Here is a 19525-nt window from a genome sequence, read left to right as displayed (position 1 = left end):
GCGAATCGTTGCCGTGTGAGAGGGCAGATAGTAACGCTTCTTTTGCAAACAGGACGTGCCCGATGACACCGCTGCAAGCCGCGACCCATGCCGACCCTTACGCCTATTACGCGGCCCTCAGGCGCAACGATGAGCTGTCGTTCGATGCTGAACTGGGACTGTGGATCGCCAGTAGCGCCAGGACTGTCGAGGCCGTGCTGACGCACCCTGACTGCCTGGTACGCCCGTCACACGAGCCGGTGCCTGCGGCGATCGCGAACGGTGCGGCGGGTCAGGTGTTCGCCAAGTTGATGCGCATGAACGAGGGCGCGGCCCACCAGTGCCCCAGGGCGGTGGTCGAACCTGCACTGGCCAGGTTGGACGCGGTGCATATCGCCAGGGTGGTGAGGCAAGTCAGCAGGCGCCTGCACAGCCTCGATGAGTGGATGTTTACGTTGCCGGTCGCTGTGGTGGGTTCGTTGCTGGGTGTGCCTGGCGAGCGGTTGCACAGAGTCGCCGCGTTGACCCGGGATTTTGTCGCGTGTCTTTCGCCGCTGAGCAGCCAGGCTCATTTGCGCGCCGCCGATGCTGGTGCTGTACACCTGGGGCAGCTGTTCGGCGCGGTGCTCGAGCAGACCGGGTTGCTCGAGCAGCTTCTCCACGGCGAGTGGGGTGACCCGAATGCACTGACGCCTAACCTGATCGGCTTGCTCTCCCAGACGTGTGAAGCGAGTGCCGGCCTGATTGGCAATACGCTGGTCACACTCACCCGGCGGCCTGACCTGCTGGCGCACATCCAGCGCATGCCGGCTTTGGTGCCAGCGCTGGTGGAGGAGGTGGCCCGCTATGACTCGCCGGTGCAGAACACGCGGCGATTTGCGGCCGGGCCCTGCTCGATTGGCAATCGCTTTCTAGAGAAGGGCGATACCGTTCTCGTGTTGCTGGCCGCTGCGAACCGGGACCCCGATGCAAACCCTGACCCGGACAGCATTCTGCTTGAGCGACCCGGCCGGCGCTTGTTCAGCTTTGGCGTTGGCAAACACCACTGCCCTGGCCAAGCGCTCGCGTTGAACATCGCATCGCAAGCGCTGCGCGAATTATTGCGCCAGCCGAGCGTCTGGGCCGATGCTCGCCAATGCGGTTACTGGCCGTCGCTGAATGGGCGCATCCCGCGGTTTGAATGTGCAGGCCTATATCCGTAACGCGAGCCGCTTCCAGGCGATCAAGTGTGTAGGGCTTTGTTTCCATGCCGAGTTTGACGCGTGAGGGTTTTCTAAACTTTATATGTTTTACAGTGTTTTAAAGTCCCTGTTTTCGGGCGAGGGTTTGAGTGTGTAGTGCGCGTATATGATTATTCTTGTGTGTGGATGTGAGGTGTATGTATCCAGTTGTTATATGTTTGGGCGTGAAACATAGTCAGGGCTGGTGCGCGGTTTTTTGTTGTGTGAGGTTAGTTTGGCGGTTAAGTAGATTGCCGCGTCCTGGGCCCTGTTTCGGGTCGGCTTAATTTTTTCAAAGGATGTTATATGCGCGTTGCCACTTCATTTGTTGACCATCCTCTACATCAGCCTGAATTGCCTGAATCCAGTGCACCGGCTTTTACATACCCTGCCCACGTCTCCATGGCGCCAGCCCAGAAGCCCGCTTTTGGCACGCAGGAGGCCGCTAACCAGATCCTGCGGGGAGGCTATCGCCATTACGATCGCGATGGCGACGGTAAAATCGAGTTGTCTTTTACCCTTGACGAAAAGTTCTCTGCCCAACAAAAAGTGTCCATTCGCCAGGCACTTCAAATGTGGCAAGACGTGACCACGATTATATTCAAAGAAAATTCAACCTGCGCCGACGGCTCAATAACCATTGCAGCCGATCCTCGTACCAGTGGTGGTGTGTCACAGTTACCCAATCAGTATTACGGTGACATGAAAACCACCATTGGAACGCAGGGCGCTCGCGAAATCCCCGCTCACGGCGATTACTTTTTATTTACCGCAGTTCATGAGTTGGGGCACGCCCTGGGCCTTGGTCACCCTGGCGAATATGGCAAGCGAGTGCACACCTATGCACAGACCGCATACGAGCAAGACACCAAGGCCTGCAGCGTAATGAGTTATTGGGATGAAACCAATCAACCGGGCCATGACTTCCAACGGCGCCATCCGTGCGTGCCGATGAAAGATGACATTGGCGCGATACAAAAACTCTACGGTGCCAATTTCAATACGCGACCTACCGACACGACCTACGGGTTCAACTCCAACACGGGCCGTGATCACTTGAGCCTTGAGTCCGCGAACGATGCGCCGATCTTTTGCATTTGGGATGGGGGCGGCAATGACACGCTGGACGTTTCCGGGTTTTCCCAGGATCAGGTCATCAACCTGCACGCTGAGTCGTTTTCCAGTGTGGGCGGCTTGAGGGGCAATGTATCCATCGCCAAGGGCGTTACGCTGGAAAACGCTGTCGGCGGTTCGGGCGACGACCAAATCAACGGCAACGAGGTGGGCAACAGGCTCCGCGGTGGCGCGGGCGCGGACAGGTTGCGCGGCGGTGGCGGCGCGGATGTTTTTGTGTACGACAGGGCAAGCGATTCTACGCTTGGCCAGCCAGACGAGATTCTTGATTTCAGCAGTGGCACCGACAGGATCGATCTTTCCGGCCTGTTGAAAAATACCTCCATCAGGCATTTTTACGTGGTTGAGCAGTTCACGGGACGAGCCGGCGAGATCGTCCTCAGCCATGACCAGAGCAGTGGCGCTGGTAGCTTGAGCCTTGACCTTACCGGCCAGGGCAAAGCCGATTTGTTTCTCAAAAGTGTGGGGAGGATTCGCGCCCGTGACATTGTCACGGGCACCGGGTCCGGGCTTGGGCTGACGGGCCTCAAACGCCAACGCAGCTCCCCGCCGGGGCTTCTATCGGGCCTCAAGGCGCACGATACCGTCTATGGCTTCAACGCCAACAGCGGTGAGCGCTCAAGCAGCCTGCATGCCGGCAGCGCCGCGCCGCGTTTCCTGGTACAGGACGCGGGTGGCAACGATACCCTGGATTTTTCCGGTTTCGAGCATCACCAAACCATCGACTTGCGCCATAACTCTGCCTCCAGCGTGGGCGGTCTGCGCAACAACGTCGCCATCGCCAAAGGCGTTGTTGTGGAGAATGCGATTGGCGGCTCCGGCCAGGACACGCTCATTGGCAACGCGGTGGATAACGTCCTCACTGGCGGTGCTGGCGGCGATGTGCTCTGGGGTGTGGGCGGTAGAAACACGTTCAAATATGACCAGGCCAGTGACTCGACCGGTCACGATGCCGATGTGCTCATGGATTTCGCCAGTGGCGAGGACACTGTCGATCTGAGGGCACTGGCCAAACAGTACGCAACCCCCTTGCGCCTGGTGCAAGACTATACGGGGCGCGTTGGCGACACCGTGATCAACTACCACCCACAGAGCGGCCGCTACGTTGTGGGCATCGACCTGCTGGGCCACCGCCAGTCTGACTTCCTGATCAAGAGCGCGCGTTTGATCAAGCCCCAGGATGTGCTTGGCCTGACTGCGCATCGGCGCTGATCAGGGTTTGCACGTACTCCACAAACGCGCGTGCCTTGGCACTCGCCATCCTGCCAGTGGGGAACACTGCCCATAAATCAATCGGCGGCAGTTGCCAGTCAGTCAGCACGGGCTTGACCTCACCACTGGCCAGTTCCGGGGCAAACATCCAGGTCGATGCCATGGTCAGGCCCAAATGGTTCAGCACCGCGGCGCGCACGCCCTCTGCGGCGGTGACGCGGATGCGGCCGCGGGCGACGACCGGGTAGTGACTGTCGCCCTGGCTGAACGTCCAGTTTGAGCCGCCGCCCAGGCTGTAGATGATTGCCTGGTGTTGCAGCAAATCCGCCGGGGTGGCCGGCTCGCCACAGCGTTCGAAGTAGGCCGGGGTGGCGAGGATTTGCCGCGGGGATTGGCCGATCTTGCGGGCGGTAAGGCCCGAGTCGCTCAAGTTGCCCATGCGCAGGGCAACGTCGATGCCTTCTTCCACCAGGTTGAGGCTGTGGTCGTTGAGCACCACTTCGACGTTCACGGCGGGGTATTGCGCCAAGAAGGGGCCCAGGTGAGGAATGATGTGCAACCGGGCGAAGGTGGTTGCGGCGCTGATGCGCAAGTTGCCCGACAGCCCGGCGCCTGCACCGCGTGCGGCGTCGTCGGCCTCATTGGCTTCGTCGATGGCGCGCCTGGCTTTTTCGAAAAACGCCAGGCCTGCCTCGGTCGGTGTCAGGCCGCGCGTGGAGCGCAACACCAACCGCACCGCCAGGCGCGCTTCCAATTGCGCGATGCTTTTGGAGACAGCAGGCTGGCCTATCCCCAAGCGTTTGGCGGCAGCTGAGAACGAGCCGGTTTCGACCACGTTCACGAAGGTTTCCATGGCGGTGAGGCGGTCCATCGGGTGTCCTTGGGTTATTGGGTGAGGGCGTCGAGCATCGCCGACGGTTCTGGGCGTTGAGTGTAATCCGGGTTGACCTCGGCGTAACGAATCACGCTGTCCTGGCCGATCACGTAGCGCGCTGGCATCGGCAGGGTCCAGGCCGGGTCGTCATTGATCAGCGGCAAGTTGTTGCCCAGGGCCTTGTAGAGTTCGATCAGGTAGTCCGGCAGTTGAAAGCGCAGGCCGAATGCATCGGCAACGTCGTTGTGGGTATCGCTGAGGATCGGGAAACCCAGCTCGGTGATGCGTTCGGATTTACGGCTGTTGGCGGCAGTCTGCGGCGACAGGGCCAGCAGGCTCGCGCCGTGGTCTTTCAACGTCGGCAAAAAGGTTTGCAGCGCTTGCAGCTCCATATTGCAATACGGGCACCACACGCCGCGGTAGAACGTCAGCACCAGGGGGCCGTTGGCCAACAGATCGGCTGAGGACACCCACGTACCGTTGGCATCCTTGAGGCTGAACAGCGGCGCCTTGTCACCCACCTTCAACGCACGCTGTGCGGCGCCGGACGCAATCAGCTCGGCTGTGGCGCGTTCCATGATCGGATGAATATGCGCCGGCGCGTTGTAGGGAGGCTTGCCGGCTTTGAAGTCAGCACGGAAGGCATCAAGTGTGGCTTGAAGTGTCATTGCGATATTCCCTCAGGAGATGAGCCGAGTTGGCGGGAGGGATAATGGGCGCGGCGGGGCGGGCGAAGAAGCAGGGTGAGGCGCATAGCAATTATGCCCTGCGGGAATAAACACCGCTTATTTCCACTCTTTAGGCATACAGCCGCCACTCCCGTTAAAGCAATCTGCGCTTGAGCAAATAACTATAGGGTTACGTTTATCAAGCCGGGCCAAGGAGGCTGAGGCGCAAAGCGGGTTATTGATCAAGGAGCTGCAAGACGCGGGTGGGGTGCTGGATCGGGTCACCGGCAGCCATCCTATTTTTACTCACCGCTCTAACCCGTACACGATCCTGGTGCCGCATCCCAAGAAGGACGTGCCCCTGGGCACCGTCAAAAGCATCAGGAAACGCGCCGGGCTGTTTCAGTGTTGAGCAGAGCATTCATGCAACCAACGAATCGACCGCTATGTGCGCGAGCACAAGGTTAAAAGCCGCTCGTCATTTCTGGCGGATGCGGCCCTGGAGAAGTTGGTGCGCGCCTGGTTGCGGTCAGGCTGGGGCAACGGCCACCGTGCGCGAAGCACTCAGGAACCGCAACAACGCCACCAGTGGGAACGCACTGCCCACCAGCATCACGCCCAGCCAGCCGCCGTGTTCATACACACTGCTGGCAATCGCCGAGCCGAAGGCGCCGCCGATGAAGATGCTGGTCATGTACAGCGCGTTCAAGCGGCTGCGGCTGTTGGCGTCGAGGGCGTAGATGGCGCGTTGGCCGAGGACCATGTTCATCTGCACGCAGAAGTCCAGCACCACACCGGTGACGGCCAGGCCGATCACGCTGTACAGCGGATGCACGAAGGCGGGCAAAAAGCTCAAGGCGGCAAACAGCATCGCCAGCAGCGAAGCGCGGTGCGTGTGGCCGGCGTCGGCCAGGCGGCCAGCGATAGGCGCGGCGATGGCGCCCAAGGCACCGACCAGGGCGAACAGCGCGATCTCGCTTTGGCTCAAGCCGTGGTTGCGCGACAGTTCCAGCGGGGCGGCAGTCCAGAACAGGCTGAACGTGGCGAACATGCAACCCTGGTAGAACGCGCGCTGGCGCAGGACCGGTTGCTGGCGCAGCAGCGTGCCAAGGGAGCGCAGCAGCTGGCCGTAGCTGGCGCTGTGGTCGGGCTGGCGCTTGGGGATGGTCATCAGCAGGACCACGCTGATGAAGGCCATCAATGCCGCGGCGGCCATGAACATCGCGCGCCAGCCGAAGTGGTCGGCCACCACGCTGGACACCGGCCGTGCCAGCAAAATGCCGAGCAACAGGCCGCCCATGATGCTGCCAACCACGCGGCCCCGGGATTCGGCGGGCGCCAGGTGCGCCGCCAGCGGGATCAGGATTTGCACCGAGACAGAACTGAAGCCGATCAGCAACGACACAAGCAGGAACAAATTCGGCTGCTCGGTAAAGGCAGCACCCAGTAGGCTGGCGATGGCCAACACGGTGGTGGCGATCATCAGCTTGCGGTTTTCCAGCAAGTCACCCAGCGGCACCAGGAAAAACAGGCCCAAGGCGTAGCCGATTTGTGTCAGGGACACGATCAGGCTGGCCATCGCCGGCGTCAGGCCAATGTCGGGTGCAATCAGTTCGATGATCGGTTGGGCGTAGTAGATGTTGGCAACAATGGCGCCGCAACAGAACGCAAACAGCATCACCATGCCTCGGGTCATGGTGCTTGAAGCGTGTGGGGTAGCGTTCATGGTGTTCTCGTTAAAGCGAAGGAAGAGGGCGTGCGAGAGTAAAGACAATCGCACGGCCGGAGTAGGGCGCTGTGGGTGATAACACTCATGCCGCAAATTAATGACTGAATCGTTAACTTTTGAGTCGAACGGCAATGATACATTCAGTCACAACTGCCGAAACAGGAAATCCACTTTCATGAAAATTTCGCTGAACAAGATGATCCTGGCTTCAACCCTGGCCGCCGCCATGGCCATTGGCTTGGCCAATGCCGCCGAGGCTCCGCGGGTCGGTGTGCGCGGCGCCATTACGGCGATCGATGGCGACGCAATGCACGTCAAGGTCAACAGCGGTGCAGACGTCACCGTGCACCTGACCAAAGACACCCAGGTCCGCGCCGTCACCCTGGCCAAGATTGATGAAATCAAGCCCGGCAGCTACATCGGGTCGGCCGCCATGCCGAATGCCGATGGCACCCTGACTGCCCTGGAAGTTCACGTGTTTCCACCGGCCATGGCCGGCACGGGCGATGGGCACCGTGCGTTTGACTTGAAAGAAGGCAGCAGCATGACCAACGGCACCGTCGGCGATCTGGTGGTCAGCAACGGGCGCACCTTGACCGTGAAGTACAAAGGCGGTGAGCAGAAGATCGTAGTGCCGGATGATGTGCCGATCGTCAACCTGGAGCCAGGGGATCGCAGTTTGTTAAAGCCCGGTGTGAAGGTGGTGATGTTTGCATCGCAGGCGGCGGATGGGACGGTTACCGCTCAGGCGATTTCGGCTGGTAAGGACGGCGTGACACCGCCGATGTAACGGCCAAAACACAGAGCCAAATGTGGGAGCGGGCTTGCTCGCGAAAGCGCAGTGTCAGTCATCGAATCAATCGACTGAACCACCGCCTTCGCGAGCAAGCCCGCTCCCACATTGTTTACCGCGTTTATTCAGTTACTGACCGCTGTAGATCTGATCAAAAATCCCACCATCATTGAAGTGGGTTTTCTGCACGGTGCGCCAGTCACCAAAGGTCTTCTCCACCGACAGGAAGTCGACTTTCGGGAAGCGGTCGGTGTACTTGGCCAACACCTTCGGGTCGCGGGGACGCAGGTAGTTGTTGGCTGCGATTTCCTGACCTTCAGGCGACCACAGGTACTTCAAGTAATCTTCGGCCGCCACGCGGGTGCCTTTTTTCTCAACCACTTTGTCGACCACCGACACCGGTGGCTCCGCTTCGGCGGAAACGCTTGGGTAGATCACTTCGAACTGATCACGGCCGAACTCACGCGCGATCATTTCTGCCTCGTTTTCAAAGGTCACCAGCACGTCGCCGATCTGGTTGGTCATGAACGTGGTGGTGGCTGCGCGGCCGCCGGTGTCCAGCACTGGCGCGTGTTTGAACAGTTCGCCAACGAACTTCTTCGCCTTGTCTTCATCGCCGCCGTTCTTGAGCACATAACCCCAGGCCGACAGGTAGGTGTAGCGGCCATTACCCGAGGTTTTCGGGTTGGGCACGATCACTTGCACGCCATCCTTGAGCAGGTCCGGCCAGTCTTTGAGGGCCTTGGGGTTGCCCTTGCGCACGATAAACACCGTGGCGGAGGTGAACGGCGCGCTGTTGTTCGGCAGGCGGGTGACCCAGTTGTCCGGCACCAGCTTGCCGTTGTCCGCCAGGGCATTGATGTCGGTGGCCATGTTCATGGTGATCACGTCAGCCGGCAGGCCGTCGATCACCGAACGCGCCTGTTTGCTGGAGCCGCCGAAGGACATCTGCAAGGTCAGCTTGTCGTTTGGGTGCTCGGCTTCCCAGTGCTTCTGGAAGGCGGCGTTATAGTCTTTGTAGAAGTCGCGCATCACGTCATAGGAGACGTTGAGCAGTGTGACGGGGGCAGCCTGTACGGCGCCCGCCAGGGCTAGGCCGGCGGCCAGTAAAGAGGCGCTAACGAGTTTTTTCACTGCTCATTCCTTGTTGTTCGAGAAGGTTGTCGATTGAGTGGGGGCATTTTGCCACCGACTATAGCCGCGCCCGTATAGACGTTTAAAGATTAAAACGAACTTTGCTTATTCCACTTTGCGAAACAGATTGCTGCCACAGCGCGAGCAAAACGCTGCGTTGGGCTCGTGGTTGTCTTTCTTGCACACCGGGCAATCGTGCTGCAGCTGTTCACCGCGCATGGCACTGGCCAATTCAGCGGTAAAGATCCCCGTGGGCACGGCGATGATCGAATAACCCGTGATCATCACCAGCGACGAGATGACCTGGCCCAGCGGAGTCTTCGGCACGATGTCGCCAAAGCCCACGGTGGTCAGCGTCACGATCGCCCAGTAGATGCCTTTGGGAATACTGGTAAACCCGTGTTCCGGGCCTTCGATCACGTACATCAGCGTGCCGAATACGGTCACCAGGGTGCACACGCTCAGCAGAAACACCACGATCTTCTGCTTGCTGCCACGCAGCGCCGCCATCAGATAGTTGGCTTGCTTGAGGTAGGGGCTGAGCTTGAGCACGCGGAAAATCCGCAGCATCCGGATGATGCGGATGATCAGCAGGTACTGCGCGTCGCTGTAATACAGCGCGAGGATGCCGGGCACGATGGCGAGTAAATCCACCAGCCCATAAAAACTGAACGCATAGCGCAACGGCTTGGGCGAGCAATACAGCCGCAGGCCGTATTCGATGGCGAAGATGACGGTAAAGCCCCACTCGATATAGGCCAGCACGTCGGCGTAGTTATCGTGGACGGTCTGGATACTGTCGAGGATCACGATCACAAGGCTGGCGAGGATGATCAGCAACAGGGTGCTGTCGAAGCGCCGGCCGGCCACGGTGTCGCTTTGGAACACCATTACATAGAGGCGCTGACGCCAGTCGTTGTTGCTGTCCATAAAACCCGCCCAAATCGAATATCGGGCAAGCCTAGGGGGATTCGAACGGGCTGTCCACGCGGGCTTTGAACATCCGCTGGCTGGCGCGTACCAGCCAGCAGGCCAGGACAAACGGGGCCGTCAATGCGGGCAGGTGCAGGGCGGTGAAACCGGGCGTGAGGATGACCGCCAGAAGGATGCCGAGCAGCGGCTGCCAGGGTCGGCGGCATGACTGGCTTAACGCCAGCGCGGCCAGCGCCGGGTTATAGCTGTGTAGACCGAGGAGGGCGCTGGCCGGTTCGTCCAGCCACAGGGCGATCAACACGCCGGTAGCGGCGCCCGTGAGTGCCCATAGCGCGGCGCGGCGGTTGGCCAGCAACAGGCCAAGCGCAATCAGCGCGCCAGCCAACGGCCGGTCCAGCAGCATGATTTGCGCAAGCCCGGTGAAGGGTGCGGTGAGCACGTCCAGGGTGTCGGGTGCGGTGAGCGTGAATGTGCTGTCAGGCACTGTGCCCACCAGCAACCAGCCGAGGCCCACAAAGGGCGCGGTGTAGGCGGGCAAGTCATGCGGCGCAGTGGCGTGTTTCAACCATTGCCGCGTGAGCATCGCACTCAGGCCGCCGCACGCCAGGATCAGCGGCGGCAATAAGGCCGACCAGGCGAAGTGCTGGCTGATCAGCAAGCCCAGCAGCACGCCGTTGTAGCTGTAAAGGCCAGCTTGGCGTTCGGCCTTGGGATAACCCCGGCGCTGGGCCGTGAGCAAACCGGCGACGCCACCCAATAATGCGCCGCCGAATAAGGCCGGGGCGCCGATCAGGATGGCCAGCAGGCACAGCAAGCCACACAGTGGCTGGCGTTGCAGGAAGATCTGGCTGAAACCGTTGAGCAGGGCTTCGGCCCAGTCGGGGCAGGTTGGGTTGTGCATGGTGGTTAGTCAGTGAGACGGAGTCGTCCCCAATCGCAGGCAAGCCAGCTCCCACATTTGAATGCATTACAGATCAAAATGTGGGAGCGGGCTTGCTCGCGATGGGGCACTTACAGACGCTAAATCAACGTTTCGATGCGCAACGAGTTGGTCGACCCCGGCTGCCCGAACGGCACCCCCGCCGTAATCACCAACGTATCCCCGCGCTGCGCCATGCCTTGCGCCTGAGCAATCTCCAGCGCCGTGGAACACACCTCATCCACCTGGCGCAGTCGATCGTTGACCACCGAATGCACGCCCCACGCCACGCTCAAGCGCCGCGCTGTGGACAGGTTTGGCGTAAGGTTGAGGATCGGCGCCACCGGCCGCTCCCGCGCCGCGCGCAGGCTGGAGCTGCCGGACTCGCTGTAGTTGACCAGCACCGCCACCGGCAGAATGCTGCTGATACGCCGAATCGCGCAGCTGATCGCGTCTGACACCGTGGCGTCCGCCTTCGGCCGGCTGACGTCCAGCTGCGTCTGGTAGTCCGGGCCGTTTTCCACTTGGCGGATGATCTTGCTCATCATCTGCACGGCTTCCAGCGGGTATTCACCCGAAGCGGTTTCCGCCGACAGCATCACCGCGTCGGCGCCTTCGGCCACCGCGTTGGCCACATCCGTCACTTCGGCGCGGGTTGGCGCAGGCGAAAAGCGCATGGATTCGAGCATCTGCGTGGCCACCACCACCGGTTTGCCCAGCTGGCGGCAGGTGCTGATGATGTCTTTCTGGATCTGCGGCACGCTTTCGGCGGGCACTTCCACGCCCAGGTCGCCTCTGGCCACCATGATTGCGTCACTCAGCTCAGCGATTTCCTGCAAGCGTAGGACGGCAGACGGTTTTTCGATCTTGGCCATCAAAAACGCCTTGTCGCCGATCAACTCGCGGGCCTCGCGGATATCTTCCGGGCGCTGCACGAATGACAGCGCCACCCAGTCCACGCCCAGCTCCAGGCCGAAGCTCAGGTCGCGGCGGTCCTTGGCGGTCAGCGGGCTGAGTTCCAGCAAGGCTTGTGGCACGTTCACGCCTTTGCGGTCGGACAGTTCGCCGCCATTGAGCACGGTGGTGTCGATGGCCTCGGCATGTTTGGTGATCACCCGCAGGCGCAGCTTGCCGTCGTCGAGCAGCAGGTCCATGCCCGGCTCCAGCGCCGCGATGATTTCCGGGTGGGGCAGGTTGACCCGGCATTGATCGCCCGGCGTTGGGTCCAGGTCCAGGCGCAACGCCTGGCCACGCACCAGTTGCACCTTGCCCTCGGCAAACGTGCCGACGCGCAGCTTCGGCCCTTGCAGGTCCATCAGGATGCCCAGCGGGTAATTGAGCTGGCGCTCCACCTGGCGGATCCACTGGTAGCGTTGGGCATGATCGGCGTGGTCGCCATGGCTGAAGTTGAGGCGAAAGATATTCACCCCGGCCTCCACCAGCTCGCGGATGTCATCGATGCCGTCGGTGGCCGGGCCCAGGGTGGCGAGGATTTTGACCTTCTTGTCAGGCGTCATGTTTGGCAGTCTCAAGAATCAGGATGGCGCGGAAGTCATTGACGTTGGTGCGGGTCGGCTCGGTGATGATCAAGCCGTCGAGGGCGGCGAAATAGCCGTAGCCATTGTTGTTGTCCAGCTCGTCGCTGGCCGACAGGCCCAGGGCTTCGGCGCGGGCGTAGCTGGTGGGGGTCATGATCGCGCCGGCGTTGTCTTCCGAGCCGTCGATGCCGTCGGTGTCGCCGGCCAGGGCGTAGACGCCGGGCAGGCCCTTGAGGCTGTCGGTGAGGCTGAGCAGGAACTCGGCATTGCGCCCACCACGGCCATCGCCGCGCACGGTGACGGTGGTTTCACCGCCGGAGAGGATCACGCACGGTGCCGCCAGCGGCTGGCCATGCTGCACGATCTGCCGGGCAATGCCGGCGTGCACCTTGGCCACATCCCGCGCTTCGCCTTCGAGGTCGCCGAGGATCAGCGGGCTGAACCCGGCCTGGCGCACTTTCACCGCCACGGCTTCCAGCGACTGCTGTGGGCGGGCGATCAGTTGGAAGTGGCTGCGCGCGAGCACCGGGTCGCCGGGCTTGACGGTTTCCGACGCGGGGTCTTGCAACCAGCTGCGCACCGAAGCGGGCGCGTCGATGCTGTAACGCTTGAGGATTGCCAGGGCTTGCTGCGAGGTGCTGGGGTCGCCGACGGTGGGGCCGGAGGCGATGACGGTGGCCTGATCGCCCGGCACGTCGGAGATCGCGTAGGTGTAGACCGTTGCCGGCCAAGCCGCCTTGGCCAGGCGCCCGCCCTTGATCGCCGAGAGGTGCTTGCGCACGCAATTCATCTCGCCAATGGTCGCGCCGGATTTGAGCAGGGCTTTGTTGACGGTCTGCTTGTCGGCCAGGGTGATGCCTTCGGCGGGCAAGGCCAGCAAGGCCGAACCGCCACCGGAGAGCAGGAAGATCACGCGGTCGTCTTCGGTGAGGTTGCCGATCAGTGCCAGCACGCGTTTGGCCACCGCCAGGCCGGCGGCATCGGGCACCGGATGCGCGGCTTCGACCACTTCGATTTTTTTGCACGGTGCGCCGTGGCCGTAGCGGGTGACCACCAGGCCCGAGACGTCGCCTTGCCAGCACTCCTCGACCACGAGAGCCATGGCCGCCGCGGCTTTGCCGGCGCCGATCACGATCACACGGCCGCTGCGGTCGGCGGGCAGATAAGGTTCAAGCACTTGCCGGGGGTGGGCGGCGTCGATGGCTGTGGCAAACAGCTCGCGAAGCAGGTGTTGCGGATCGACCGACATAAGCGGGCTCCCGGAAATTTTTGTTATTAGAGGTGCATCAATGTCGAATGTGGAATGCGATCAAATGTGGGAGCGGGCTTGCCCGCGAATGCGGTCTTTCATTCAACATCCGTGCTGACTGACCTGGCGCATTCGCGAGCAAGCCCGCTCCCACATTCGACCGCATTTCAACGGGAGGAGCGGTGTGGGTTACTTATCGCGAATCGAAAAATTCGCCATGTGCTCCAGGCCCTTGATCAGCGCCGAATGGTCCCAATTGCCGCCGCCAATCGCCGTGCAGGTACTGAACACCTGCTGCGTACCGGCGGTGTTCGGCAGGTTGATGCCCAGCTCCTTGGCACCGGCCAGTGCCAGGTTCAAATCCTTCTGGTGCAGGTTGATGCGGAAGCCCGGATCGAAGGTGCCTTTGATCATGCGCTCGCCATGCACTTCCAGAATCTTCGAGGAAGCAAAGCCGCCCATCAGCGCTTCACGCACCTTGGCCGGGTCGGCGCCGTTTTTCGAGGCGAACAGCAGCGCTTCGGCCACCGCCTGAATATTCAGCGCGACGATGATCTGGTTGGCGACCTTGGCGGTCTGGCCATCGCCGTTGCCGCCGACCAGGGTGATGTTCTTGCCCATGCTCTGGAACAGGGGCAAAGCGCGTTCGAAGGTCTGCGGCTCGCCACCGACCATGATGCTCAAGGTGCCGGCCTTGGCGCCGACTTCACCGCCGGACACCGGGGCGTCAAGGTACTGCGCGCCGGTTTCGTTGATCTTCGCCGCGAACGCCTTGGTGGCGGTGGGCGAGATCGAACTCATGTCGATCACCACCTTGTTCGGCGACAGGCCGGCCGCGACGCCATCCTTGCGGAACAGCACGTCATCGACCTGCGGAGTGTCGGGCACCATGACGATGATGAACTCGGCTTCCTGCGCCACTTGCTGCGGGTTGGCCAGGGCCACTGCGCCCGCGTCGATCAGGGCCTGCGGGGCTTTGCCGTGGTGTTCGGAGAGGAACAGTTGGTGACCTGCTTTCTGCAGGTTCGCAGCCATGGGTTCGCCCATGATGCCGGTGCCGATAAATCCGATTTTAGCCATGATCAAAATCCTCTTTTTATTAGGTGTATGGGCCTGGCACGGCCGTCTAAACACAGGACATCCAATGTGGGAGCGGGCTTGCTCGCGAAGGCAGTCTGACACTCAGCATTGATGTCGACTGATACACCGCTTTCGCGAGCAAGCCCGCTCCCACATTTGGTCCGTGTTTGTTCAATCAGATAGCGTTGTGGCTCTTGAGCCAGCCAAGACCCGCTTCAGTCGTGGTCAACGGCTTGTATTCACAGCCGACCCAACCCGTATAACCAATGCGGTCCAGATGCTCGAACAGGAAGCGATAGTTGATCTCCCCGGTTCCCGGCTCGTTACGCCCCGGGTTGTCCGCCAGCTGGATGTGGTTGATCTCATCCAGGTGCGCGGCCATGGTCCGGGCCAGATCGCCTTCCATGATTTGCATGTGATAGATGTCGTACTGCAGGAACAGGTTGGCACTGCCCACCTGCTCGCGAATCGACAGGGCCTGCGCCGTGTTGTTGAGGTAGAAGCCCGGGATGTCACGGGTGTTGATCATCTCCATGACCAGCTTGATGCCCGCGGCTTGCAGCTTGTCGGCGGCGTACTTGAGGTTGGCGACAAAGGTTTTTTCCACGGTTTGGTCGTCAACGCCTTGCGGCCGGATGCCGGCCAGGCAGTTGATCTGGGTATTGCCCAGCACCTGGGCGTAGGCGATGGCCAGCTTGACCCCGGCGCGGAATTCCTCGACCCGGTCCGGGTGGCACGCCACGCCGCGTTCGCCCTTGGCCCAGTCACCGGCCGGCAAGTTGAACAGCACTTGGGTCAGGCCATTGGCGTCCAGGTGCGCCTTGATCTCGGCGGAGCTGAACTCGTACGGGAACAGGTACTCGACCCCCTGGAAGCCGGCATCGGCAGCCGCTTTGAAACGGGCGAGAAAGTCCTGCTCGGTAAACAGCATGGACAGGTTGGCGGCAAAACGCGGCATAGGGTTCTCCTTAATCGAGCAGGGAAATGGCAGTCGGCGCATCGTTGCCGACCAGGGCCAGATCTTCGAATTCGTTGACGGCGTTGATCTCGGTGCCCATGGAAATATTGGTCACGCGCTCCAGAATAATCTCAACAATCACCGGAACCTTGAATTCTTCGATCATTTCCTTGGCCTTGCGCAGCGCCGGGGCGATCTGGCCCGGTTCGAATACACGCAGTGCCTTGCACCCCAGGCCTTCGGCGACGGCCACGTGATCGACGCCATACCCATTGAGTTCCGGGGCGTTGAGGTTGTCGAAGGACAGCTGCACGCAGTAGTCCATCTCAAACCCGCGCTGGGCCTGGCGGATCAACCCGAGGTAGGAGTTGTTCACCACCACGTGGATGTACGGCAGCTTGAACTGCGCGCCCACGGCCAGCTCTTCGATCATGAACTGGAAGTCATAGTCGCCCGACAGCGCCACCACTTTGCGGCTCGGGTCAGCCTTGACCACACCGAGCGCGGCCGGAATGGTCCAGCCCAAGGGACCGGCCTGGCCGCAGTTGATCCAGTGACGTGGCTTGTAGACGTGCAGGAATTGCGCGCCGGCAATCTGCGACAGGCCGATGGTGCTGACGTAGCAGGTGTCTTTGCCGAACACCTGGTTCATCTCTTCATACACGCGTTGCGGCTTGACCGGCACGTTGTCGAAATGGGTCTTGCGGTGCAGGGTGGCCTTGCGCTCCTGGCAGTCGTGCAGCCAGGCGCTGCGGTCCTTGAGTTTGCCGGCGGCTTTCCACTCGCGGGCCACTTCAATGAACATCGTCAGGGCGGAGCCGGCATCGGAAACGATGCCCAGGTCCGGGGTGAACACGCGGCCAATCTGCGTCGGCTCGATGTCGACGTGGATGAATTTGCGCCCTTCGGTGTACACCTCCACCGAGCCGGTGTGGCGGTTGGCCCAGCGGTTGCCGATGCCCAGCACTACGTCCGATTTGAGCAGCGTCGCGTTGCCATAGCGGTGCGAGGTTTGCAGACCGACCATGCCGACCATCTGCGGGTGATCGTCCGGGATCGTGCCCCAGCCCATCAGCGTCGGGATTACCGGGATGCCGGTCAACTCGGCGAACTCCACCAGCAGTTCGCTGGCATCGGCGTTGATCACGCCGCCACCGCTGACCAGCAATGGCCGTTCGGCCTGGTCCAGCAGCGCCAACGCTTTTTCGACCTGGATGCGCGTGGCCAATGGTTTGGCCAGGGGCAGCGGCTGGTAGGCGTCGATGTCGAATTCGATCTCGGCCATCTGCACGTCGAATGGCAGGTCGATCAGCACCGGGCCTGGGCGGCCGGAGCGCATTTCATAGAAGGCTTTCTGGAACGCGTAAGGCACTTGGCCCGGCTCCAGGACGGTGGTCGCCCACTTGGTCACCGGCTTGACGATGCTGGTGATGTCGACGGCCTGGAAATCCTCTTTGTGCATGCGTGCACGCGGGGCCTGGCCGGTGATGCACAGAATCGGGATCGAGTCGGCCGAGGCGCTGTACAGGCCGGTGACCATGTCGGTGCCCGCCGGGCCCGAGGTACCGATGCACACACCGATATTGCCGGCCTTGGTGCGGGTGTAGCCCTCGGCCATGTGCGAGGCGCCTTCAACGTGGCGAGCAAGGACGTGATCGATGCCACCGACCTTCTGCAAGGCCGAATACAGCGGGTTAATGGCGGCGCCTGGAATACCGAAGGCGGTGTCTACGCCTTCACGGCGCATCACCAGGACGGCGGCTTCGATTGCTCTCATTTTGCTCATGGTTTTGGTGCCTCTTGCGTTTTGTAATTGTATACAAGTGGTTTCTGGTCGAAGTGTATTCACGGCGAGCGGGGCAGGTCAATGCATTTTATAAACTGGCCTTTACGCGAGTCTGGATAGCTTTTTTCGACGTATGGAGCCTTTGTGCGGAAATATTGTATACAAAAAATAATTTCATTGTGTTCTATTTGTTTGATCAAGCTTCTGATCAAACAGACTTCAACCCTTTCCCAATAACAAAAGAAGGACGGCACCCATGAGCGCTTTAACCTTGAAACTCGCCACCCAACTGGCCAGCCAGGCCCTCACCGCAGGCCGCACCATTTGCGCCGCGCCGCTGACCATTGCGGTGCTCGACAGCGGCGGCCACTTGGTCACCCTGCAACGCGAAGACGGCGCCAGCCTGCTGCGCCCGCAAATCGCCATCGGCAAGGCCTGGGGCGCGATTGCGCTGGGCAAGGGGTCGCGTTTGCTGGCGTTGGATGCGCAGCAGCGCCCGGCATTTATCGCGGCGTTGAACAGCCTCGGGCAGGGCAGCGTAGTGCCGGCGCCGGGCGGCGTGTTGATTCGGGATCAGGCGGGGGCGGTACTGGGGGCGATCGGGATCAGTGGGGACACTTCGGATATTGATGAGCAGTGCGCGATTACGGCGATTGAGGGGGTGGGGTTGTTGGCGGATGCGGGGGTGTCTGCTTGATTTGAGATGACTGGGCTGGCCCCTTCGCGAGCAAGCCCGCTCCCACAGTTTTGACCGTGTTCACAGATCAAATGTGGGAGCGGGCTTGCTCGCGAAGGCGACGACTCGGTCCCGGCTCTATACCCAAACCGCATCCCACAGCGGATAGTCGCCAACCCGCGTCACCAACCCGGCCCGCAGAGGGTTGGCGACAACATACCTGGCCATTTTCACCAAGTCGTCTTCCTTGCGCAGCGCACGATCATGAAAGCTGGTCTGCCACAGCCGCCCCTTGCGGCCCGTGGCACCGTTCACAGTCCGAGTGCTTTTGGATTTCACCTGGCACAGAAGGTCCCCCAGCGAGCCTTTTTTCAGTTCGATCAGCCAGTGAAAATGGTCAGGCATCACCACCCAGGCCAGGGAGTTAGCCAGCCCTTGGTACTGGGCCAATCTGAACTGCCAGACCACTAGGCGACCGAGGTGAAAGTCGCTGAATATCGGTACGCGTTTGTGGGTGTTGGTGGTGATCAGGTAGATGCGGTTTGGTTCGCTGAACCGCCCAATGCGCAGGCGGTATGAAGTAGCAAGATCAGGCATTCCATGGCCTCTCTTCAGGTGGGGTTCTGAGAGGCTAGATCTCGATGGTAGATGCTGATCTGTAGGCTTTTGGCAGGATGTGTCTGGGAGGGCGCTTTCGCGAGCAAGCCCGCTCCCACATTGGCTTTGCGGCGTTCATACACTGTGTGTCCAGCGCAAAAACCTGTGGGAGCGGGCTTGCTCGCGAATGGCACAGGCGCCGCGGTCTCTCAGTCCGGCTCACACCCCTTAAGCACCAACCGAATAATCGTCTGCGCCGCCGCTTCATAATCGGCGTCATCCAGCTTGGCCTTGCCGGTCACCGCCGATATCTGCCAATCAAAGTCGGCGTAGGTCTGCGTCGCCGCCCAGATGCTGAACATCAGGTGGTTGGGGTCAATGGCGGCAATCAGGCCGCGATCCACCCAGCTCTGGATGCAGTCGATGTTGTGCTTGGCCTGGGCGTTCAGTTGCTCGACCTGCTGGCTGCTCAGGTGCGGTGCGCCGTGCATGATTTCGCTGGCGAATACCTTGGAGGCAAACGGCAAGTCGCGGGAGATGCGGATCTTGGAGCGGATGTAATTGCTCAGCACCACCGCGGGCTCGCCGTCTGGATTGAATGGCGTGGACGCCGCCAGGATCGGCTCGATAATGCTTTCGAGCACCTCGCGGTAGAGGTTGTCCTTGCTCTTGAAGTAGTAATAGACGTTGGGCTTGGGCAGCCCGGCCTTGGCGGCGATGTCGCTGGTTTTGGTCGCGGCGAAGCCCTTGTCAGCAAACTCCTCGCTGGCCGCCCGCAGGATCATTTCTTTATTGCGCTCGCGAATGGTGCTCATAAACCAGGATTTTCCTTGCCAGGACAGGCGGTCGAGCATGGTAGCACCGGCTTGACGCAGCGCTCAAGAATGCCGGCGCAGCCCTTGTACGCCGGGCCTTGCAGCTGACTTTGTCTGTCTTGATGCTGAACGCATTCACGGTAGTACAGGCACAGGCTGGGCGCGCTGCTAGAGTTCAGAGCAAGGACGCGGCCATCCGGGTCTGCGTTCAGTCCTGTATTCGGCGTTCGA

Annotated in this window: 18 protein-coding genes and 1 pseudogene; 6 read left to right on the top strand and 13 right to left on the bottom strand. The window is 61.1% G+C overall.

The window, feature by feature from the left end; genetic code table 11:
* The first annotated feature begins 62 nt into the window (after positions 1-62).
* Both AC19YS_RS09300 and AC19YS_RS09295 read left to right on the top strand, forming a co-directional pair.
* Complete coding sequence (locus AC19YS_RS09300) at positions 63-1181, top strand: cytochrome P450 (protein ID WP_500601529.1); 1119 nt, start codon at positions 63-65, stop codon at positions 1179-1181.
* A 324-nt stretch (positions 1182-1505) separates the two neighbouring features.
* Entirely contained in the window at positions 1506-3545 is a 2040-nt protein-coding gene (locus AC19YS_RS09295) for a M10 family metallopeptidase C-terminal domain-containing protein (protein WP_500601528.1), read from the top strand.
* On the opposite strand, the gene AC19YS_RS09290 is transcribed toward AC19YS_RS09295, so the two are convergent.
* Positions 3502-4416 (bottom strand): LysR family transcriptional regulator, encoded by a 915-nt coding sequence (locus AC19YS_RS09290; RefSeq protein WP_179677969.1) that lies wholly within the window; start codon positions 4414-4416, stop codon positions 3502-3504. The two genes, AC19YS_RS09295 and AC19YS_RS09290, sit on opposite strands and share 44 nt — an antisense overlap.
* Positions 4417-4430: 14 nt before the next feature.
* Positions 4431-5087, bottom strand: coding sequence for a peroxiredoxin-like family protein (locus tag AC19YS_RS09285; RefSeq protein ID WP_106576769.1), 657 nt, complete (start codon positions 5085-5087; stop codon positions 4431-4433).
* A gap of 238 nt (positions 5088-5325) precedes the next feature.
* Here AC19YS_RS09285 and AC19YS_RS09280 point away from each other — a divergent pair, with 238 nt between their 5' ends.
* The gene (locus AC19YS_RS09280) at positions 5326-5499 is read left to right on the top strand and encodes a type II toxin-antitoxin system HicA family toxin (RefSeq protein WP_124416848.1); all 174 of its coding nucleotides are present in this window, start codon (positions 5326-5328) and stop codon (positions 5497-5499) included.
* Positions 5500-5517: 18 nt separating this feature from the next.
* Positions 5518-5604: pseudogene (locus tag AC19YS_RS09275) on the top strand (type II toxin-antitoxin system HicB family antitoxin); the annotation flags it as partial.
* A gap of 12 nt (positions 5605-5616) precedes the next feature.
* Here the strand turns inward: AC19YS_RS09275 and AC19YS_RS09270 are convergent.
* Complete coding sequence (locus tag AC19YS_RS09270) at positions 5617-6813, bottom strand: MFS transporter (RefSeq protein ID WP_500601525.1); 1197 nt, start codon at positions 6811-6813, stop codon at positions 5617-5619.
* A 178-nt stretch (positions 6814-6991) separates the two neighbouring features.
* Between AC19YS_RS09270 and AC19YS_RS09265 the strand changes: the two genes are divergently transcribed.
* The gene (locus AC19YS_RS09265; protein WP_106576767.1) at positions 6992-7606 is read left to right on the top strand and encodes a DUF5666 domain-containing protein; all 615 of its coding nucleotides are present in this window, start codon (positions 6992-6994) and stop codon (positions 7604-7606) included.
* 132 nt (positions 7607-7738) lie between these two features.
* Here AC19YS_RS09265 and AC19YS_RS09260 read toward each other — a convergent pair whose 3' ends face one another.
* The 8 genes from AC19YS_RS09260 to gcl all read right to left on the bottom strand — a co-directional run bounded on the left by AC19YS_RS09260 (position 7739) and on the right by gcl (position 17206).
* Positions 7739-8743 (bottom strand): sulfate ABC transporter substrate-binding protein, encoded by a 1005-nt coding sequence (locus AC19YS_RS09260; RefSeq protein WP_106576766.1) that lies wholly within the window; start codon positions 8741-8743, stop codon positions 7739-7741.
* A gap of 105 nt (positions 8744-8848) precedes the next feature.
* Complete coding sequence (locus AC19YS_RS09255) at positions 8849-9673, bottom strand: ion transporter (RefSeq protein WP_124416849.1); 825 nt, start codon at positions 9671-9673, stop codon at positions 8849-8851.
* A 31-nt stretch (positions 9674-9704) separates the two neighbouring features.
* Positions 9705-10577, bottom strand: a complete 873-nt coding sequence (locus tag AC19YS_RS09250; RefSeq protein ID WP_200623035.1) for an urea transporter — start codon at positions 10575-10577, stop codon at positions 9705-9707.
* A 119-nt stretch (positions 10578-10696) separates the two neighbouring features.
* Positions 10697-12112 carry a pyruvate kinase gene (gene pyk / locus AC19YS_RS09245; RefSeq protein WP_106576763.1) on the bottom strand — a complete coding sequence of 472 codons (1416 nt, stop codon included), beginning with the start codon at positions 12110-12112 and terminating at the stop codon, positions 10697-10699.
* Positions 12102-13382, bottom strand: coding sequence for a glycerate kinase type-2 family protein (locus tag AC19YS_RS09240; protein WP_200623033.1), 1281 nt, complete (start codon positions 13380-13382; stop codon positions 12102-12104). Before AC19YS_RS09240 ends, pyk begins: the two co-directional genes overlap by 11 nt.
* Before the next feature lie 189 nt (positions 13383-13571).
* Positions 13572-14462, bottom strand: a complete 891-nt coding sequence (locus tag AC19YS_RS09235) for a 2-hydroxy-3-oxopropionate reductase (protein WP_145165023.1) — start codon at positions 14460-14462, stop codon at positions 13572-13574.
* Positions 14463-14637: 175 nt separating this feature from the next.
* Positions 14638-15420, bottom strand: coding sequence for a hydroxypyruvate isomerase (gene hyi / locus AC19YS_RS09230; protein ID WP_124416852.1), 783 nt, complete (start codon positions 15418-15420; stop codon positions 14638-14640).
* Between the two features lie 10 nt (positions 15421-15430).
* The gene (gene gcl / locus AC19YS_RS09225; protein ID WP_179607024.1) at positions 15431-17206 is read right to left on the bottom strand and encodes a glyoxylate carboligase; all 1776 of its coding nucleotides are present in this window, start codon (positions 17204-17206) and stop codon (positions 15431-15433) included.
* 256 nt (positions 17207-17462) lie between these two features.
* Between gcl and AC19YS_RS09220 the strand changes: the two genes are divergently transcribed.
* Positions 17463-17903 carry a GlcG/HbpS family heme-binding protein gene (locus tag AC19YS_RS09220; RefSeq protein ID WP_106576758.1) on the top strand — a complete coding sequence of 147 codons (441 nt, stop codon included), beginning with the start codon at positions 17463-17465 and terminating at the stop codon, positions 17901-17903.
* Positions 17904-18020: 117 nt separating this feature from the next.
* Here the strand turns inward: AC19YS_RS09220 and AC19YS_RS09215 are convergent, their stop codons facing one another.
* Positions 18021-18479, bottom strand: coding sequence for an REP-associated tyrosine transposase (locus AC19YS_RS09215; RefSeq protein WP_200623032.1), 459 nt, complete (start codon positions 18477-18479; stop codon positions 18021-18023).
* A 209-nt stretch (positions 18480-18688) separates the two neighbouring features.
* Positions 18689-19294: a TetR/AcrR family transcriptional regulator gene (locus tag AC19YS_RS09210; RefSeq protein WP_200623023.1), complete on the bottom strand. Its 606-nt coding sequence runs from the start codon at positions 19292-19294 to the stop codon at positions 18689-18691.
* Between the last annotated feature and the right edge of the window lie 231 nt (positions 19295-19525).

This window comes from Pseudomonas sp. MF08831 (assembly GCF_059862645.1).
Note: the sequence above shows the minus strand (reverse complement) of the source record. Positions and strands in the feature narration are given on the sequence as shown.

Coding starts and splice junctions, on each gene's coding strand:
- AC19YS_RS09300 (WP_500601529.1), top strand. CDS start 63: ATGACACCGCTGCAAGCCGCGACCCATGCCGACCCTTACGCCTATTAC.
- AC19YS_RS09295 (WP_500601528.1), top strand. CDS start 1,506: ATGCGCGTTGCCACTTCATTTGTTGACCATCCTCTACATCAGCCTGAA.
- AC19YS_RS09290 (WP_179677969.1), bottom strand. CDS start 4,416: ATGGACCGCCTCACCGCCATGGAAACCTTCGTGAACGTGGTCGAAACC.
- AC19YS_RS09285 (WP_106576769.1), bottom strand. CDS start 5,087: ATGACACTTCAAGCCACACTTGATGCCTTCCGTGCTGACTTCAAAGCC.
- AC19YS_RS09270 (WP_500601525.1), bottom strand. CDS start 6,813: ATGAACGCTACCCCACACGCTTCAAGCACCATGACCCGAGGCATGGTG.
- AC19YS_RS09265 (WP_106576767.1), top strand. CDS start 6,992: ATGAAAATTTCGCTGAACAAGATGATCCTGGCTTCAACCCTGGCCGCC.
- AC19YS_RS09255 (WP_124416849.1), bottom strand. CDS start 9,673: ATGGACAGCAACAACGACTGGCGTCAGCGCCTCTATGTAATGGTGTTC.
- AC19YS_RS09250 (WP_200623035.1), bottom strand. CDS start 10,577: ATGCACAACCCAACCTGCCCCGACTGGGCCGAAGCCCTGCTCAACGGT.
- pyk (WP_106576763.1), bottom strand. CDS start 12,112: ATGACGCCTGACAAGAAGGTCAAAATCCTCGCCACCCTGGGCCCGGCC.
- AC19YS_RS09240 (WP_200623033.1), bottom strand. CDS start 13,382: ATGTCGGTCGATCCGCAACACCTGCTTCGCGAGCTGTTTGCCACAGCC.
- AC19YS_RS09235 (WP_145165023.1), bottom strand. CDS start 14,462: ATGGCTAAAATCGGATTTATCGGCACCGGCATCATGGGCGAACCCATG.
- hyi (WP_124416852.1), bottom strand. CDS start 15,420: ATGCCGCGTTTTGCCGCCAACCTGTCCATGCTGTTTACCGAGCAGGAC.
- gcl (WP_179607024.1), bottom strand. CDS start 17,206: ATGAGCAAAATGAGAGCAATCGAAGCCGCCGTCCTGGTGATGCGCCGT.
- AC19YS_RS09220 (WP_106576758.1), top strand. CDS start 17,463: ATGAGCGCTTTAACCTTGAAACTCGCCACCCAACTGGCCAGCCAGGCC.
- AC19YS_RS09215 (WP_200623032.1), bottom strand. CDS start 18,479: ATGCCTGATCTTGCTACTTCATACCGCCTGCGCATTGGGCGGTTCAGC.
- AC19YS_RS09210 (WP_200623023.1), bottom strand. CDS start 19,294: ATGAGCACCATTCGCGAGCGCAATAAAGAAATGATCCTGCGGGCGGCC.